The sequence below is a fragment of the Bacteroidia bacterium genome (genome assembly GCA_023228875.1).
Classification (GTDB): Bacteria; Bacteroidota; Bacteroidia; order NS11-12g; family UBA955; genus JALOAG01.
In genome coordinates this window covers 243,563-261,012 of the sequence record JALOAG010000004.1, presented here as the reverse complement: position 1 = coordinate 261,012, position 17,450 = coordinate 243,563, and the positions used below count along the sequence as shown (strand labels likewise).

The 17,450-nt window shown below is 36.5% G+C and carries 13 protein-coding genes and 1 tRNA gene; 5 read left to right on the top strand and 9 right to left on the bottom strand.

Features of this window, described 5'->3' with window-relative positions; genetic code table 11:
• Positions 1-50: 50 nt before the first annotated feature.
• Together M0R38_06595 and M0R38_06590 are read right to left on the bottom strand one after the other, a co-directional pair.
• On the bottom strand, positions 51-3,587 hold the full coding sequence (locus tag M0R38_06595; GenBank protein ID MCK9481410.1) for a DUF5723 family protein: 3,537 nt from the start codon (positions 3,585-3,587) through the stop codon (positions 51-53).
• A gap of 92 nt (positions 3,588-3,679) precedes the next feature.
• Positions 3,680-6,196: an AsmA-like C-terminal region-containing protein gene (locus M0R38_06590; GenBank protein ID MCK9481409.1), complete on the bottom strand. Its 2,517-nt coding sequence runs from the start codon at positions 6,194-6,196 to the stop codon at positions 3,680-3,682.
• Positions 6,197-6,451: 255 nt separating this feature from the next.
• Here M0R38_06590 and M0R38_06585 point away from each other — a divergent pair.
• Together M0R38_06585 and M0R38_06580 are read left to right on the top strand one after the other, a co-directional pair.
• Positions 6,452-6,526, top strand: a tRNA-Val gene (locus M0R38_06585).
• A gap of 39 nt (positions 6,527-6,565) precedes the next feature.
• On the top strand, positions 6,566-6,832 hold the full coding sequence (locus M0R38_06580) for a GIY-YIG nuclease family protein (protein ID MCK9481408.1): 267 nt from the start codon (positions 6,566-6,568) through the stop codon (positions 6,830-6,832).
• 116 nt (positions 6,833-6,948) lie between these two features.
• Here M0R38_06580 and M0R38_06575 read toward each other — a convergent pair whose 3' ends face one another.
• Positions 6,949-9,327: a sodium-translocating pyrophosphatase gene (locus M0R38_06575; protein ID MCK9481407.1), complete on the bottom strand. Its 2,379-nt coding sequence runs from the start codon at positions 9,325-9,327 to the stop codon at positions 6,949-6,951.
• 97 nt (positions 9,328-9,424) lie between these two features.
• On the opposite strand from M0R38_06575, the gene M0R38_06570 reads away from it, so the two are divergent.
• Together M0R38_06570 and M0R38_06565 are read left to right on the top strand one after the other, a co-directional pair.
• A complete protein-coding gene (locus M0R38_06570; protein MCK9481406.1) occupies positions 9,425-10,075 on the top strand; it encodes a DedA family protein in 651 nt (216 codons plus the stop codon).
• Positions 10,054-10,812: a shikimate dehydrogenase gene (locus M0R38_06565; GenBank protein MCK9481405.1), complete on the top strand. Its 759-nt coding sequence runs from the start codon at positions 10,054-10,056 to the stop codon at positions 10,810-10,812. The genes M0R38_06570 and M0R38_06565 overlap by 22 nt, the downstream gene beginning before the upstream one ends.
• Here the strand turns inward: M0R38_06565 and M0R38_06560 are convergent, their stop codons facing one another.
• The 6 genes from M0R38_06560 to M0R38_06535 form a co-directional block, all read right to left on the bottom strand.
• Positions 10,813-11,517: an SDR family oxidoreductase gene (locus M0R38_06560; protein ID MCK9481404.1), complete on the bottom strand. Its 705-nt coding sequence runs from the start codon at positions 11,515-11,517 to the stop codon at positions 10,813-10,815. It abuts the gene before it with no gap.
• A 34-nt stretch (positions 11,518-11,551) separates the two neighbouring features.
• Positions 11,552-11,965 (bottom strand): SufE family protein, encoded by a 414-nt coding sequence (locus M0R38_06555; protein ID MCK9481403.1) that lies wholly within the window; start codon positions 11,963-11,965, stop codon positions 11,552-11,554.
• 3 nt (positions 11,966-11,968) lie between these two features.
• Positions 11,969-13,192 (bottom strand): cysteine desulfurase, encoded by a 1,224-nt coding sequence (locus tag M0R38_06550; protein MCK9481402.1) that lies wholly within the window; start codon positions 13,190-13,192, stop codon positions 11,969-11,971.
• A gap of 19 nt (positions 13,193-13,211) precedes the next feature.
• Positions 13,212-14,198 carry an amidase gene (locus M0R38_06545; GenBank protein ID MCK9481401.1) on the bottom strand — a complete coding sequence of 329 codons (987 nt, stop codon included), beginning with the start codon at positions 14,196-14,198 and terminating at the stop codon, positions 13,212-13,214.
• Between the two features lie 106 nt (positions 14,199-14,304).
• The gene (locus M0R38_06540; GenBank protein MCK9481400.1) at positions 14,305-15,084 is read right to left on the bottom strand and encodes a thioredoxin domain-containing protein; all 780 of its coding nucleotides are present in this window, start codon (positions 15,082-15,084) and stop codon (positions 14,305-14,307) included.
• 43 nt (positions 15,085-15,127) lie between these two features.
• Complete coding sequence (locus tag M0R38_06535; GenBank protein MCK9481399.1) at positions 15,128-16,498, bottom strand: tryptophanase; 1,371 nt, start codon at positions 16,496-16,498, stop codon at positions 15,128-15,130.
• A 172-nt stretch (positions 16,499-16,670) separates the two neighbouring features.
• Between M0R38_06535 and M0R38_06530 the strand changes: the two genes are divergently transcribed.
• Positions 16,671-17,441, top strand: coding sequence for a TM2 domain-containing protein (locus tag M0R38_06530; protein ID MCK9481398.1), 771 nt, complete (start codon positions 16,671-16,673; stop codon positions 17,439-17,441).
• The last annotated feature ends 9 nt before the right edge of the window (positions 17,442-17,450 follow it).

Sequence of the window (17,450 nt, the reverse complement as noted above, 5' to 3'; positions counted from 1 at the left end):
CAACAAAATTACTCAAACTATTTACACAATGAAATATTTTTTAAAAATTTTTAACGTCTTCCTCCACGATTGGAATTAGTTGAACCCTCTCTGTTCGTATTGCTATTGGAAGAAGTTCCTGACTCGGTTTTTGAATTTCCGGTCTCAGTAGTGCGCTTCGTATTGGTACTCGTTCTGCTACCGGTTCTAGTAGTTCCTCCATTGATACCACCCGGAATCTGAGATGAACCCGAAGGAATGATGACGGATGATGAATTTCCTTTGGTCTCGGATGGTGTATTGGTACCAGGAATCACATTCCCTTGACCTTCTTTATTTTCTCTACAGTTCCTCAAATCATTTTGTAATTGAATATTTGCGCGTTGTATGGAGTCTTTATCATGCAGCACTTTATCAAAATTGCTTTGATTCTTTTTACAATTTGCAAGTTCCAACTTCTGGCTCTCAACTTGTTTTTTCAAGTTTGCAAATTCATTTTCTTTGGTTTGTAATTGCTTGTTAGCTTCATCCAATTGTTGTTGAAGGCTTGACTTCTCTTTTTCAATTTCTGCTATACGTTTGTCAGCATCTTGATTATCGCCAGTTCCTAATTTACCTTTTTCGTTCTCACATTGCTGAATTTTAGCTTCCAAGTCTTTCACCTTGTTTTGGGATTGAGTTAAATCAGACTGATACTTATCTAATTTGTTTTGCAAATCAGTAATCTTTGTTTCCAATTCTTTTATTTTAGCAGTCTGATCTAAATTTGATTTTGAATCTTCGCAATCTTTCAACTTTTTGTTCAATTCATCTTGTTTGCTTTGCATATTGCTTAATTGCGTTTGTTGTTCGACAACCTTAGCTTCAAGTGTCTTTACTTGATCATTGGCATCATCTAACTTTTTCTGCAATGCTTGGATTTCAGCGTCATTGTTACCCCCTGAATTATTCCCGGATTGTGCTTTATCTTGGCAATCTTTGAGCTGTTTCTGCAAATCTTTCACCTGCTGCATTGCATATTGGTATTCGCGTAGCGCATTATCATATTGTTCGTTACAAGATTTTAGTTTGATGACAATTGCGTTGAGCGAATCGCTCAATTCTTTAATACGCTTGTCTTTAGCTTCTATATCCTTTTTATAGTTAAGGATAACAACTTCTTTCTTAGCATTTTCTTCGTCACATTTCTTCTTATCGGTTTCAAGCGAAATAATTTTGTTGTTCAATTCATCTAACTTCTTGTTACACTCACCATCCGTAATTTTGGCTTGCAACATCTTTATACTGTCGCGTGCTTTAGTGATATCAATATTGAGCTTTTCATTCTCTTTATTGAGTTTCTCTACCCTTGCTTTATATTCTTCAAGTTCTTTTTTACACTTATCCGCATCGTTTTGCAACTGAGTGATTTTAACTGCGAGTTCATCATTGGTCTTATTGCATTTGTCTCTTTGTGTCTCAAGATTCTTTTTATCATTCTCTAACTGCACAATTTTATCGTTGAGCCTCTTTACTTCTTCATCAGGTCTTTCAGGAGTAGTGCGTTTTCTGCAATCTGCTAATTCCAACTCAATGGCGGAGATCTTTTTATTCAGATTATCTATCTCTCTTAGGTTAGCAGTTCTATCATTTTCGCACTTGATTTTTTGAGTTTCTATAATATGTAACCTCTCTTTGAGGGTATTGTTTTCTCTCTCAAGGTTGATATTTCTTTCTCTTTCATAAACTAAATCTTTGCGAGTCTTCTCATTATTAATTCTTTCATTTCTAAGATTCTTCTCACATTCCACACAATTTGCTGTAGTATTAGGCTTTTTATTTTCTAATTCTTCAATACGTTTTTCTAACTCTTTTTGTTTGTTTTTGTATTCTAATTCTTTTTTCTCCCAATCAGGATTTTGTTGAGGCACTTGAACGGTGTCTTTCACAGTAATATATACAGTATCCGGTTGTTGTTGTATAACAGAATCGGGCTTAGTCTCATCCTTTGGTTTGTCTTCAGGTTTTTCTTCCTCAGGATAATGGTAAATCTTAGTATTGGTTCTATTTTCTACCCAAGAACCACCGGTACAATAAGGGATTGGCAAAGAAAATCCGCCATAAAGAGAAGCTCCTGTAAATTCTTTATTCGCAGATAGGTTTAACAATCCTCCTAAATTATCAGAACCAATATGGAAAATCCACAATTTAGTATAAAACCCTACATTAATATTTTTGAATGTATTAGATACTGTAATTGGCAGAGCGGCTTCCGCAAAATACCCTTCAATACGCGGTATAAAAGAAATAAAATTCGCAGCATTCAATCCAAAAGACGTAGTGGATTTGAGGCTTTGTTGATAGTTTATACCTAAATAGGTTCTGTTTCCTAATCTAAAATCACCTTGAGCGGTAAACGCAGCAGGCAAATAAGATGTAAAAGTGTTTTTGTTTGTAACATCAGATGCAGGCAGTCGGTTGATTAAATCTGCATCCACATCATCAAAACCATCTCTGTAAGCATTGGTGAATCCATTGAGCATATTTGTTCTTACCCCTAACCCAAATGGAGAAGAAAAATCAACGTTATAAGCATTTACACCCTTTCTATGCTGAATAAATCCCAAATCCATTAAAGCAGCACCAAACTTCCAATCATATTGTTGATAATAGTTACATCCCCAGTCCCAGAAACCACTTTTCCTAAACGAAGAACGACTTCTCTTTTTCATCCAATTAAACCCAATATCCAGCCCAACACCATGTCCTGTTGTGGCTTGGTCAAACCATTCTACCGGTTGTATCAGAGGTTTCATCATAGCATTTTCTTGCGTGTGAGCATAGTCAAAACTACCCGCATTCAATGTAACTGAATCTCCATTTTCAACAGTAAAACTCAAATTGCTACTGCTCAAATGTCCCAGTCCCATGCCTCTCAAATACTTGAGTGTTATTCCACCTGAAAGCAAGTGTGTCTTACTCTCTTTAATCACTCCACCTAATGAAAAGCTGTATTCTTGCCATGATTCAAAATGAGCTTTAAAACCGCTTTTAGTTCCTAGTTCTTTTCCATATTGCAACTGATTGGCAGCATTTCCAAACAAATCAAACTTAGTATTGTTAATTCCATATCGCGCAACCCTTGCCAAGTCTTCATCTAATCCTTGAATTTGAATACCTGTACGTTGGCGTAAATTCAAAGAAATAAAAGTCTTTTCACCCACAGGAAGCATTAATGATAATGCTCTTATATCTTGATTGAAATTAAAATTCTTCGCATTGCCGTTCAAATTGATTTGCTTTAGCCATGACTGTTTGAAATCAAAATTCCCATAAGGATCTAAGTACTCATCCGGAATTCTGTCATTTGCCCATTTATTAATTTTAAAAGGTGCATTATACTTCAAGAAATCATTTTGAAATCCAATACCCCTTGACCAAAGGTTTACGTATGCTATGTTAAAAGGAGTGGCAATATTTGCCGGATTAAGATAAACAGCATTTGTACCGGAGAAATTAGAATTAATTAATCCAAGTTGTTCTTGTGCTTTCGACTCAAAGGATGAAAAAAATGAAAGAACTGCTGTTAACATCACACCCTTACGGGCAAAAATTGTAGTGTTGTTCATAAAGTTGGATATTTAAGTGAAACCTTTTAGCACACTAAGCCAAAAGTTGTACCATAAATTTTCAGTTTGCAAATAAAAGCAAAAACACCCTGCTATTCGTCCCAGTCAACTTTCTCGTTTTCAGCCTCTTGTTTTTTTCGCTCTTCGCGCTTTTCTAATGAAAACTCTTGTTTAAGTGTCTGTTTAAATTCTTCGCGTGCATTTTTCACTTCAGACTTAACTGATTCTTGAGTCAAAATTGGCTTTACCCCAATTTTCTCAACCTTAAACTTCAGGTCATCAGGATAACCGGTCATTCTGATGTACAATGCAACCCCTTTATTTCCCAAATCTTCAAAATCCTCTTTGTTCTTTTTTGTGCGCCAATGATATTTGGCAGCTAAGGCATCGGAAAGACGAACTCTAAATGTATAATCCATATAATTATCAAAATTGTGTTTACCCATAATTTTGATGTTTAAGATACTATTTCCTAAGTCCATAAAAGGAAAATTAATTTCCCCATCCTTGATTTCAATGGTGTTGGAGAGTACCCCAAATCGAATGTTTTCCAATTCGGACACCTCGGCATAATCAGAGAGCGACTTCATAGGTTCATAGTTTTTAAGAATCCCGTCTTTAATTGTTAAGTCAGAAAATGCATAAAGATTCTCCTTTGAGAATGAGCCGTCTCTACCAATAATCAAAACCATTTGTGTATTCAAATCCAATTTACCTTCAAAATTAGAAGCCGTAATTTCCTCTTGACCAAAATTATCAAACATTTCAAAAAGTTTGTGAATATTCAGAGCCTTTCCTTCTATGTCCACATTGCTGAAAACACTTTGCTCATCATGTTTTTTAATCAGTACAGAGCCTGTAAAACTTCCTTCTACTAATCCTCCTGATATATTTGAAAACTTAATTTGGTTTTCATTGGCAAACAATGCGCCTTTAAAGTCTGTAATAGAAATATTCTTCGCTTTGAAATCAGCCACCTCAAAATTCAAATCAAGCGTTAAATGTTGCGGAAACATTGTAAACAAATCTGTAGCTGTATCAACATCTTCATTAAAATCGCTATTATGTTCTCCCAACATCTCTAGAGGCAATTCAATTCTATCAGTTACCAAATCTGCATACAATTCCATCTTCTTATCATTGAAAATAAAAGGCAACAATCCATCTAAAGAAATATTTAACTTAAAATCAGCATTGTTTAATTGACCGGTAATATTATTCGCACTCAGTTGATTCCCCTTTAATTTCCAGCCTGCATTACAATTTTGAATTTCCCAATTTTTAAACATCTCATGCTGTGAACTAAAGGAAATATTGCTCCACTGCATCTGCCCAATCACGCCTTTATCTTGGAACTGCTTCATTGAACTTATTTCAGAAATTTTACCGATTAAATTAATGTTACAATCCAACTGCCCACTCATTTGAACTCCTTCAAAATCAAATAAATCGTTTAAATATCCTAAATCTATTTTACCCTTCAAATTTCCGGCTATATAAGGGTCACTAAAACCTTTTAAATCAATATTACCGCCAAAATTATGCTCACCTAACTTAAAGCTAAAGACAGGTATTTGTACATATTCCGTACTTTTTGAAAAGGTAAGATTAGCGTTTAGATTAATGTTTTCCATGGGTTTCTGCCCATTAACAGGATAGAGCTTAGCTTCTTTTATCTTTATCTGTGCTTCAATTGTCGGGATGTTGACTCCTCCAAATTTACCTGCAATTTGAGCACTTACATTAAAATCACCCTCAGACTTCATTTTTATAAAAACATCTCCAACAGACTGCGGCATCAAAACGGCAATTTTACTAATCTTACTTGCTTTAGAATTAATTCTCAAATCCATTGAGTCAATATCAGCAAAAACAAAAGAACCTTCGACCCCAAAGAGTGTTTTGTCAATATCAAGACTCCCCTTTTTGATAAAAAGAGTTTCTTGTTCAATTTCATAAGTTAATTGCGCATTGAGAGCAGTTACTTTGTCAACAGGTAAAGTGTCTCCACTAATCACAAATTTCTTGCATGCACCTTTTGCATCTAATTTAAAATCAACTTTATCCGTTTCAACTTTACCTTTAGACTTAATTCGTTCAAAATCATAGACAATAACTGTGGTGTCACTCAAATCATGATATTCAATTTGTGCATCATGCAATTGAATCGCCTTTAAATCAATCTTGATTCGCTTGTCATTAATGGAATCAGTACTGTTACTTTTAAGAAGAACAAAATTCTCCTTGTCTCCTTTTACCGCAAGGCGAAGAATCAAATTATCAGCAGATACTTTCTCTAACTCATATTTACCAAATATAGCCTCAACTAAATTAAATTGTAAATAGAATGCATCTGCTTCCAATAGATAATTATCAATCAAAGTTGTGGATTCTTTGAGCGTCAAATGCTCCATACGCAAACTCACATTCGGAAAAGTAGTCCAAAAAGTAACATCTAACTTTTTGAATGAACCTTCAACAGCTAACTGTTCATTGATTTCTTTCAAGAGCACTTTTTCCAACTTATCCGACAATGAATAAATTGTAATTGTAAGTCCTGCAACTACAATCAGAAGCGTGATGGAGACAATTTTGAGTATTTTTTTCACCTATGTTTAGAGTTGTAGTTAAAGAAACGCAAAACAACACAAGAGTAGTGTTCACACGAAAAAACTAATACACAAATCAACATTGATTTAATTTTTAAAAAAAATTTTTGGAATTGCATTTTAACCATATATTTGCAGCCCTCTTAGCAAGAGATTCAGTTCTTTAACAAACAATATTACAATGATTTAGCTCAGTTGGTTTAGAGCATCCCATTTACAAACGGGAGTGGTCGAGGTTCGCTGAGATGAAATATTGGGAGTTTAGCTCAGTTGGTTTAGAGCATCTGCCTTACAAGCAGAGGGTCGGGGGTTCGAATCCCTCAACTCCCACTTACGGCTGTCTTTGGACAGCCTTTTTTGTTTATAAGCATGTTCTCAGTTTACATTATTTTCTCTAATGTGTTAAACAGGTTCTATTGTGGGTTCACTGCCGGTGATGTCAGGGTCAGATTAAACAAACACCTCTCAAAACATAAGGGATACACTGCCAGAGCTAAAGATTGGGTACTGGTTTTTTGCGAAAAGTGTTACAATAAAGAAGATGCTTTGATTAGAGAAAAGGAAATTAAAAGCTGGAAATCTAAAACCCGTATCCAAGAGTTGATTAAAACTCAAAATATCCCCGAATCCTTTTAAACAGTTGGTTTAGAGCATCCCGTTTACAAACGGAAGTGGTCGGGGGTTCGAATCCCTCAACTCCCACTTACGGCTGTCTTTGGACAGTTGTAAGAGGGAGAATACAAATAAAATTATTAGTGATTATGCAAATGAGCGGAACTATCAAGCTGGGTTGATTGTGGCTCTTGATTTTCCTTTTTATGGCTACAACATGCGCCTTTCTTCTCTTTTTTATCTTTGCAACAAGTCTTATCAGATTTGTCTTTTTTACAACATTCCTTTTTCTCCATACCCTTCTTGCAACACTCTTTATCCATATTATGGCAAGCCTGTTCATGTCCATCTTTATCAATACAAAGTTCTGTTTCTGCTTTATTGCTGCAACATGCAGAACCCATAGATGAATTGGCACTGTTCAAATGCGGTGCAATAATCAACGCCACAATTGACATTAGCTTAATCAAAATATTCATAGAAGGACCGGAAGTATCCTTAAATGGATCTCCAACTGTATCACCTGTTACAGATGCTTTGTGAGGTTCAGATTTCTTGTAAAAAGTTTCTCCATTAATCTCAACTCCTTTCTCAAATGATTTTTTAGCGTTGTCCCAAGCACCACCTGCATTATTTTGGAAAATTCCCATCAAAACTCCAGAAACAGTAACACCTGCCAATAGCCCTCCAAGAACTTCTGGTCCAAAAATAAATCCAACAACCACAGGCGTTAATAAGGCAATAGCACCGGGAGCAATCATTTCTCTGATTGATGCTTTTGTAGAAATCTCTACACATTTTTCATATTCAGGACGAGCTTCATATTCCATAATCCCTTTTATCTCTCTGAACTGCCTACGTACTTCATTCACCATATCCATTGCAGCTCTTCCCACAGCAGCAATTGCCAAAGAAGAGAAAATGAAAGGAATCATCGCACCAACAAATAATCCTGCTAAGACCTTCGCCTTAAAAATGTCAATGCTGTCTATACCCGCAACACCAACGAAGGCGGCAAACAATGCCAATGAAGTGAGTGCTGCAGAAGCAATCGCAAAACCCTTTCCTGTTGCAGCAGTAGTATTTCCGACAGCATCTAAGTTATCTGTTCTTTCTCTTACCTCAGGAGGTAGTTGATTCATCTCAGCAATTCCACCAGCATTGTCAGCGATAGGTCCGAATGCGTCAATAGCAAGCTGCATGGCAGTTGTTGCCATCATACCGGCAGCAGCAATTGCCACACCATATAACCCTGCAAACTCATAAGAGCCATAAATACCGGCAGCTAAAACAATAATAGGAATCACTGTCGATTCCATACCGATTGCAAGTCCTCCGATAATATTTGTAGCATGACCTGTTGCTGATTGTTTGATAATAGTATTAACAGGACGTTTACCAATAGCTGTATAAAATTCTGTAACAATACTCATTAATGCACCTACTATCAATCCTAAAACGATAGAGTAAAAGACATCCATTGAAGAGAATTCATAACCTCTTATTTCCATTGTCTCAGGAAGCATTATCTTAACGGCTCCAAAGGCTGTGATACCGGTCAGAATAATTGCAGACCAATTACCAATATTTAATGCTTTTTGCACACTTGAATTTTCATTTGATACTCGAACAAACAAAGTACCAACAATAGAAAAGATAAGACCTAAACCGGCAATAACCATAGGAAGAAGAATTGGAGCTATTCCACCAAAATTGTCAAATGATTCAATTTCACGACCTAAAACCATAGTTGCCAAAATAGTTGCAACATAAGATCCAAAAAGGTCAGCACCCATACCTGCAACATCTCCTACATTGTCTCCCACATTATCCGCAATGGTTGCGGGGTTTCTTACATCATCTTCAGGAATACCTGCTTCCACTTTTCCAACAAGGTCAGCACCTACGTCTGCAGCTTTCGTATAGATTCCACCACCTACACGTGCAAAAAGTGCAATAGATTCTGCACCTAATGAAAAACCTGCTAAGACTTCCAGTGCAGTTTCCATCTCTTTTCCATTCACATCTCCACCGGTGTTGATTACAAAAATATTATATAGCACGATGAAAATTGAGCCTAAACCCACAACTGCTAATCCTGCAACTCCTAATCCCATCACAGTGCCTCCGGTAAATGAAACCTTTAACGCCTTAGCTAAGCTTGTTTTCGCTGCTTGTGTTGTACGCACATTAGCCTTTGTTGCGACATTCATTCCAATATATCCAGCTGTTGCTGAAAGAACAGCACCTATCACAAAGGAAATTGCTATCACAGGACTGGAGGTTTCAACCAAAGTACCACTCCATCCTAATAAAATTGCGGTAATTACAACAAAGTAAGAAAGGATTTTCCATTCTGCTTTAAGAAATGCCATCGCACCTTTTGCGATATAACCAGCCAATTCTTGCATCTTTGCGTCTCCTGCATCTTGTTTGTTAACCCAAGCGGATTTAATAGCCATCACTATCAAACCTATGGCTCCTGCAATGGGAATCAAGTAAATCAAATAATCATTCATAATTACTATTCTTTGCTTTTAAATTTTGAGGGTGCGAAAATACACTTTTTTATCTACTATTAATTATAAATTAAAGATAGCTTTGCCTGCCTCAATTATGTTACACAAAGTATTAGACTTTTTCCTCCATTTAGACACACACTTAGGAGCAATGATTGATCATTATGGAGTATGGATTTACGCAATTTTATTTTTAATTATTTTTGTTGAAACCGGTTTAGTGATTATGCCTTTCCTACCAGGGGATTCTCTGCTCTTTGCTGCAGGATTATTTGCAGCACAAGACAATGTTCTTAACATTTGGATATTGTTGATTCTCCTTTTAATTGCCGCCATATTGGGAGATACAGTCAATTATTTTATTGGCAAGTATGCCGGCAATAAAGTGTTAGGTTGGAAATATAGAGGAAAACAACTTGTCAACCCTAAATACATGGAAAAGACCCATCATTTCTTTGAAAAACACGGTGCAAAGACCATTGTACTTGCGAGGTTCGTACCGATTGTAAGAACATTTGCACCTTTTGTCGCAGGATTGGGGGAAATGCACTACGGCAAATTCGTCTCTTATAATGTTATAGGCGGAGCTGTTTGGGTAATTCTGCTTACTTTAGCAGGATATTGGTTCGGCAATAATGACATTATTAGAAACAACTTTGAAAAGGTAATTTTAGGTATTATCTTAGTGTCTATCTTGCCTATCATTATTGAATTTGTGAAAGCAAAATGGAAAAAGAAATCGGCTTAATCGGCTTTCCGCTTGCTCATTCATTTTCTCCAAAATGGTTTGGGGAGTATTTTGCCACAAATCACATCACCAATTTTTCATACAAACTCTTTCCTCTTCCGGAAATCAATCAGTTACCACTACTCATCCGCAATCACCCAAATTTAATAGGACTTAATGTAACTATTCCCCACAAACAATCTGTCATCAATTACCTCGACAAAGTACCTCCCCATGCAGCCATGATAGGCGCAGTTAATTGTATGAAGATAGAAAGAACACATCAACAGATTGTTACAACAGGGTATAATACTGATTGTATTGGCTTTCTTCAAAGTTTAAAACCTTTGCTGAAAAATGAACATCACAAGGCATTGATTTTTGGAAATGGCGGTGCCGCACAAGCGGTTAAGTATGCATTAACTCAACTCAACATCCAATATTTGGTTGTGAGCAGGAGTCTATCTAACGAAACCACAAGCTACACATCTCTAAACAGAGAAATATTACATTCTCACAAACTTTGGATTCATACTACACCCTTGGGCATGTCTCAATATCCAGATTCTTGTATAGATATTGACTTGTCAGCCATTACACCCCAACATCTTGTATATGATTTAATTTATAATCCCGAAGAAACTCTATTGTTGAGAGAGTGCAAAGCTCGTGGGGCACAGATAAAAAATGGGTTAGAGATGCTACATCTGCAAGCACTCGAATCTGCCAAAATTTTTGGCTTAGAGAACAGCCATTAATCATTCATACATTTTGCGACCCTTAGGCATTAAAGGTCTAACTTCTAAGTTGACTTGATGAAAATTACTTGATGTTTCTAATGCTTGTACTAAAAAACTTGCCAGCTCTTCAGGCATCAGCATATTGTCGTGGGCTTTTATAACAGGGCTATTTCTAAAGAAATCTGTTTTGACACTGCCGGGATAAACACAAGTTACTTTCACTCCATATTCACGCACTTCTTTATACAAGGACTCGCTAAAACCCCTTACTGCAAATTTAGAACTGCAATATCCTGCAGTTTGAGCCATACCATCCAATCCCGCAGTGGATGCAATATTAATGATATGCCCCTCTCCTCTTTGTTTCATTGTTCTCAACACCCTTCTTACACAATAAAAAATTCCGTTAATATTGGTTTCAAACATTTCATGCCATTGCCCAACAGGCATTTCTTCCAATAAACCAAAATAACCTAAACCGGCATTGTTTACTAAAATATCAACCTTGTTATGAGTATCTTGAAAGATGGTATCAAACGCTGCATCAACATCTGCTTGCTTACGTACATCACATCGGATGAAAGTAAAATGAGGGTGGTGTATTGAGTTGTTTCGACCAATACCATACACTATCACACCTTTGTTTAATAATTGTTCTGAGAGATGTTTGCCTATACCTTTTGAAACTCCCGTAATGACAGCAATTGTACCTTGTAAATCCATGTTACAAATGTATGCTTTAACGTCATATTATAGCTCATCTACCGGCACTTAAAGCCAATAATTTTATGTGCTTTATCATGCTAAGTAAGCCATTTGCACGCGTAGGTTCCAAATGTTCTTTTAATCCGATTTTATCAAAAACATACAAATCTGCTTTCAATATTTCTCTAGCAGACTCATTATGAAATACCTGAATAATGAGTGCAATCAAGCCTTTTGTTATCAACGTATCCGAATCTGCTGTTAATTGGATTTTCCCTTCATTTACATGAGCAAATAACCACACTTTTGCCTGACATCCTCTAATGAGATTATCATCTATTTTCAAAGTGGAATCCATTGTCGGCAGTTGTTTGCCTTTTTGAATAATATGTTCATATTTCTCCATCCAAGTATGTAATGGCGCAAATTCAGCAATGATTGCATCTTGTTTTTCTTGTATAGTCATTTTCTATCCTCTTAACATGCTTACACTCTTGTCAACACTTTGGATAAACTTTTCTATCTCTGCCTTTGAATTATAAAAAGCAAGTGAGCAGCGAACAGTCCCCTGGATCTTAAAGAAATCAATGAGAGGTTGGGTACAATGATGTCCTGTACGCACTGCAAACCCTTGTTTGTCTAATAACACTCCCAAGTCATAAGGATGAACATGCTGAACATTGAATGAAATAATAGGCGCTTGAGGCGAAGCATGACCCAGTACTTGCATCCCTTTAATTTGACTCAGTCCATCAAGTGCATGGGTAAGCAGTGTATTTTCATATTCCAACAATTCGTTTCTATCTAGCTGAGTAAAATAAAGAATCGCCTCTGCCAATCCTATTGCACCCGCAATATTTGGAGTTCCGGCTTCAAATTTATATGGAATTTCATTGAATTTAATTTCTTGGAAACTAACATCTGCAATCATTTCACCTCCGGTTTGATAGGGTGGCATTTTTTCTAAAAGCGCTTCTTTACCATAAAGTATCCCAATACCTGTAGGTCCAAATAACTTATGCCCTGAGAATACAAAAAAGTCGCAGTCTAAATCTTGAACATCAATACACAAATGCTGTACGCTTTGGGCACCATCTATCAATACTTTTGCACCATAAGCATGCGCTTTTGTAATGATTTTTTTTACAGGATTAATCGTGCCGAGCGTATTTGAAACATGTGTAATGGCAACGATTTTCGTCTGTTCATTAAGTCGTCTGTCAAAGTCATCATCTTCAATTTCTCCATTTGCATTTACAGCAACTACGTTGAGTTTGCAGCCCTTGCGTTCACACAATTGTTGCCAAGGAACTAAATTAGAATGATGTTCCATATTTGAAATGAGAATTTCATCACCCGGTTTCAGCAATGCTCCAAAACTAAAAGCAACAAGATTTATTGATTCTGTGGCACCACTTGTAAAAACAATTTCCTTTGAAGTATTTGCATTGATAAATCGGGCAACAGTATTGCGTGCCATTTCAAACTTTGCTGTTGCCTTTTGGCTTAGGCTATGTATGCCTCTATGCACATTTGCGTTATCAGTTGCATAGAAAGTGCTGATTGCCTCTATCACACGTGATGGCTTGAATGTAGTTGCAGCATTGTCTAAATATACAAGATCATGATTATTGGCAATCTGTGGAAAGTCATTTCTTACCTTCTCTACATCAAAGCTAACTACTGATTTCATTGAAAAAATTGAAGTTTTACTAACTAAAATTCAAGTATTTATCACTCACCCATTTTGACTCCATACTAATCTGACTCCAGCCATCTTGTTGTGCTACAATAAACACTTCTGTATTTTTAACCAAGCTGTCAATTTTAGGAAATTGCGAACCGGCTCCGGATCTTATATTGAGCATGTTTGCCTTCACTTCTGCCCTTTTTACTTCAACGGTATAATTTCCCGCAACCCAATGTTGGTCTGAAGATGATATTCTCAACCATGCATTTGTTTCTTCATAAACCCTTAGAATAGAGCCTAATTGCGCAGCAGTTCTATTGACAACCTTGGGTTTTTGAGCCGAAGGTCCTTGTCTGATATTAAGAGAACTTGCCGTTACGACCACATATTTTTTTAATGTATCTGTTGGTAGTTGTGGTTTATTCGCAAGTTTAGCAACAATTAAAGGGATAAAGTTTTTAGCACAGTCATCAACTTTATTTCCTCCAAAGAAATTAGTACCCGGACAAGACTTATTTCCTCCGGCTCCATTATTTCTCACTCCCGTTGACAGATTAAACCAATGATGATAGACAATAGTATTGGTGTTGGGCACCAAATTAAACTTTTTGCATAATGCAGCAGTAACAGCAACAATTGCTTCGCGTTGCGCTTGGGTCATCACATCTCCACCTTTGTCAAAATTACCAATGTTTTCAATGCAAACTGCATGCGCATTGTTACCAAAAATACATGCAGGAGTTGTTTCAAAACTACGCCCTGTTACGATACTGCCATCCGGAAAAATAGATAATTGTTGCCCAATGTCTGCCCAACCATTAACACTGACATGGGTGTTCTTCATTCCTTTTTGTATTTCAAAGTGATTGCTCCCTTTAAAATGAATATAAGCCGGTATGTATGTATGGTGCTGTTGAATTTTGACTACTGTTCTGGCAATTTTTAAATTTGCAAGGTAGCCTTCAAACTCCTTTATTGATTGTTTTATAAAGCCATATTTTGTTTCCATAGTGGAGCAATATTATGAAAAAACGGGCTATACATCACGTACCTTATCCAGAATTGACAAATATGTTTATCGCATCTGCACCAGACATGAATAAGAATAAGTAAGATTACAAATATTTCTTTAATTCAGCAGTAAGATCATCTTTGGAAATCATACCATTATGTTTCCAAACCTGTTTGCCATTTTTGAATATAATGAACACAGGCACTCCTGTTATATTGTATGCCTTACCCACATCTTTGCTTTTATCTACATCAATTCTTTTCACAACAGCTTTAGTTCCAAATTCATCTTCAATCTGGTCAATAATTGGAGCCATTTTGACACAAGGCGAACACCAGACGGTATGAAAATCAATTAAAACAGGTTTATCTGTTTTGATAAGCACATTAAAATCATCTAATGTCATTGATTTGATATTCGGGTCAGGTTTTGCAGTAGGTGTAGTCAATGCAAACCCTTGATTTTGCCAAGCCATGATTCCCCCTTGTAGATTATAAACTCTGTCAAATCCATTTTGGCTGAGCGTCTGAGCTGCTTGCGCACTTCGAGCTCCTGAGCGGCAATAGACAAAAATGATTTTATCTTTCTGCATCAGATTGATTTTCTGTGCAAAATCTGCATCATACAAATTAATTGTACTTGCATTAGGAATTTGACCCGAAACAACTTCCTCAGGTGTTCTTACATCCAAAATAATACCTTCTTCTTGTTCAATTAATTGCTTAAAGGTTTGTGCATCAACATTCTTAATAAATTTCTGAGTCGGTGTTGACGTGGTTGTTACCGGCTCTGTAGTTGTTGAACTTGGGGTGGTAGTGTTTTGGCTGCTCCCACAACCATACATAAACAGAGCAGCAATGAAAGTTAAATTGAAATATGTCATAAGATTAATAATAAAAGTAAGTAGAATAATTAGCGTTCACAGCTTATAGCGCTTCCATGTGAGCAGTAAAGTGTCGAAGTAAAGGAGCTTCATAAGTGATTTTATAGCCTTTGTACTGAGTTCTTTGCTTGTACACATCAATGATTACATCACACATATAATCCATATGACTTTGAGTATAAACTCTACGCGGGATTGCTAACCTAACCAACTCTAAAGTTGCAGGGACATAGGCACCTTTTTCATCATATTTACCAAACATGAGAGACCCAATCTCGACTCCTCTAATGCCTCCTTCAATATAGAGCGCATTAGTAAGTGCAATTCCTGGCAATTGGTGTGGAGGTATATGAGCCATGAATGCTTTTGCATCAAGATAAACCGCATGACCACCGGTGGGTTGCAAAATTGGAACCCCTGCTGCAGTCAATTTTTCACCTATATATTTCATAGTACCAATACGGTATTCCAAATAATCCTCTTCTAACACTTCATGCAGACCTTGCGCAATTGCTTCTAAATCTCTTCCGGCAAGCCCTCCGTATGTAGGAAAACCTTCCATGATAATGAGCAAATTCTTAGCTTCCATAGCAAGTTTATCATCATTCATACAAATAAAACCTCCAATATTCACAAGGGCATCTTTTTTGGCACTCATTGTACATCCATCTGCATAAGAGAAAGTTTCTTGACAAATTTCTAAAATTGACTTGTTCTCATATCCCTTCTCACGGGTTTTGATAAAATAGGCATTTTCTGCAAAACGACATGCATCAATAAAGAAAAGTATTCCATACTTTTTACAAATTGCGGAGGTTTCTTTAATATTCTGCATAGAAACAGGTTGTCCTCCTCCTGAGTTATTTGTAATCGTTAACACACATAAAGGAATATTTTCTGCACCTCTTTGTTGGATATAATGTTCGAGTGCAACTGTGTCCATATTCCCTTTGAAATCGGCAATCAAGGAGGGTTGTTTACCCTCTGCTGTTAAAAAATCTATGGCTTCTGCACCTGAAAACTCAATATTCCCACGTGTTGTATCAAAAAATGAGTTACTCACAAAGGATTTGCCCTTACCTCCCATTAAGGAGCCAATGATTTTTTCGGCAGCACGTCCTTGGTGGGTTGGAATAATATGTTTGAAGCCCATGATATTCTTAACCGCAGCTTCAAAATGGTAATAACTCTCTGCACCAGCATAAGATTCATCTCCCACCATCATTGCACCCCATTGCTGCGCACTCATTGCAGAGGTACCGCTATCGGTCAATAGGTCTATCAATACATTTTTTGCTTTAACTAAAAACACATTGTTATGTGCTTCTTTAAGAAACTTTTCGCGGTCGGTTTTTGTTGTGAACTTAATAGGTTCTACTGATTTTATTCTAAAGGGTTCAAATATCCTGGTCATTTTTGCTTGTTATAATTTGAAAGTGCAAATGTACACATTCAAGTAAAATTAAGCTACCTGACATTCGACAATTCACTGAGTCAAACGATGATGGTTTTGAAATATATTATGACTGAATTGTATTTTGTTTTGAAACCATACTTTTGCCTTTCATTTGAGAAAATTCATAACCATGAAAATTATACGCAATAAACTCAACACAGTTATTATAACAATCGTTGTACTCACTGTTATCTCTACCTTATATACTTCGTGCAGTTTGCAAAAAAGAGTCCATAACAAAGGTTTTCATATTGAAAAAATATTTACCTCAAATGACAACAGTAGCAAAGAGCAAAGCAAATCTCGCAGAACAAGCAATCCAATTACATTACGACCCTTTTCTCAAAATAAGACTTCAATTTGGGGAGAATATTCAAACAAACAGGATTTTGAATTTGCGCCCACATATTCAACTATTGTAATGACAAAATCAGTTGCAGCTCATGCAACTACTGCATCAAATGGAGACAGTTGTGATGTGATTGTTTTTAAGAACGGAGAACAAATCAATGCCATCGTCTTAGAAATATCCGATAACGAAGTCAAATTTCGCGAATGTGACAAACCAAACGGACCTGTCTTTGTCAAACAAAGATCTTCAATTGTTCGCATCAACTATCCTAATGGCACAAGTACAGTCATAAGCAGCGATCGATATGTATCTTTTGGACAAAGTAATCACAATGGAGAAAAAGACCCAAACGACAGGAGCCTCCTTGTTACTGTTTTACTTTGGGCTTTTGTTGGCACACTTGGCATACATAGGATGTATTTAGGTCATTACGGAATCGGAATATTATACCTTTTAACCGGTGGACTCTGTGGAATTGGATGGTTGATTGACGGTATTATGTTAATCACCGGAGAACTCAAGCCCAAGAACGGCAAATACGTTAATTAAATCTAAGCA

Excerpts from the sequence above, each read along its gene's own strand:
- M0R38_06545 (MCK9481401.1), bottom strand. The coding sequence starts at position 14,198 with ATGGAAACAAAATATGGCTTTATAAAACAATCAATAAAGGAGTTTGAA.
- M0R38_06530 (MCK9481398.1), top strand. The coding sequence starts at position 16,671 with ATGAAAATTATACGCAATAAACTCAACACAGTTATTATAACAATCGTT.
- M0R38_06560 (MCK9481404.1), bottom strand. The coding sequence starts at position 11,517 with ATGGATTTACAAGGTACAATTGCTGTCATTACGGGAGTTTCAAAAGGT.
- M0R38_06575 (MCK9481407.1), bottom strand. The coding sequence starts at position 9,327 with ATGAATGATTATTTGATTTACTTGATTCCCATTGCAGGAGCCATAGGT.
- M0R38_06540 (MCK9481400.1), bottom strand. The coding sequence starts at position 15,084 with ATGACATATTTCAATTTAACTTTCATTGCTGCTCTGTTTATGTATGGT.
- M0R38_06595 (MCK9481410.1), bottom strand. The coding sequence starts at position 3,587 with ATGAACAACACTACAATTTTTGCCCGTAAGGGTGTGATGTTAACAGCA.
- M0R38_06550 (MCK9481402.1), bottom strand. The coding sequence starts at position 13,192 with ATGAAATCAGTAGTTAGCTTTGATGTAGAGAAGGTAAGAAATGACTTT.
- M0R38_06535 (MCK9481399.1), bottom strand. The coding sequence starts at position 16,498 with ATGACCAGGATATTTGAACCCTTTAGAATAAAATCAGTAGAACCTATT.
- M0R38_06565 (MCK9481405.1), top strand. The coding sequence starts at position 10,054 with ATGGAAAAAGAAATCGGCTTAATCGGCTTTCCGCTTGCTCATTCATTT.
- M0R38_06570 (MCK9481406.1), top strand. The coding sequence starts at position 9,425 with ATGTTACACAAAGTATTAGACTTTTTCCTCCATTTAGACACACACTTA.
- M0R38_06555 (MCK9481403.1), bottom strand. The coding sequence starts at position 11,965 with ATGACTATACAAGAAAAACAAGATGCAATCATTGCTGAATTTGCGCCA.
- M0R38_06580 (MCK9481408.1), top strand. The coding sequence starts at position 6,566 with ATGTTCTCAGTTTACATTATTTTCTCTAATGTGTTAAACAGGTTCTAT.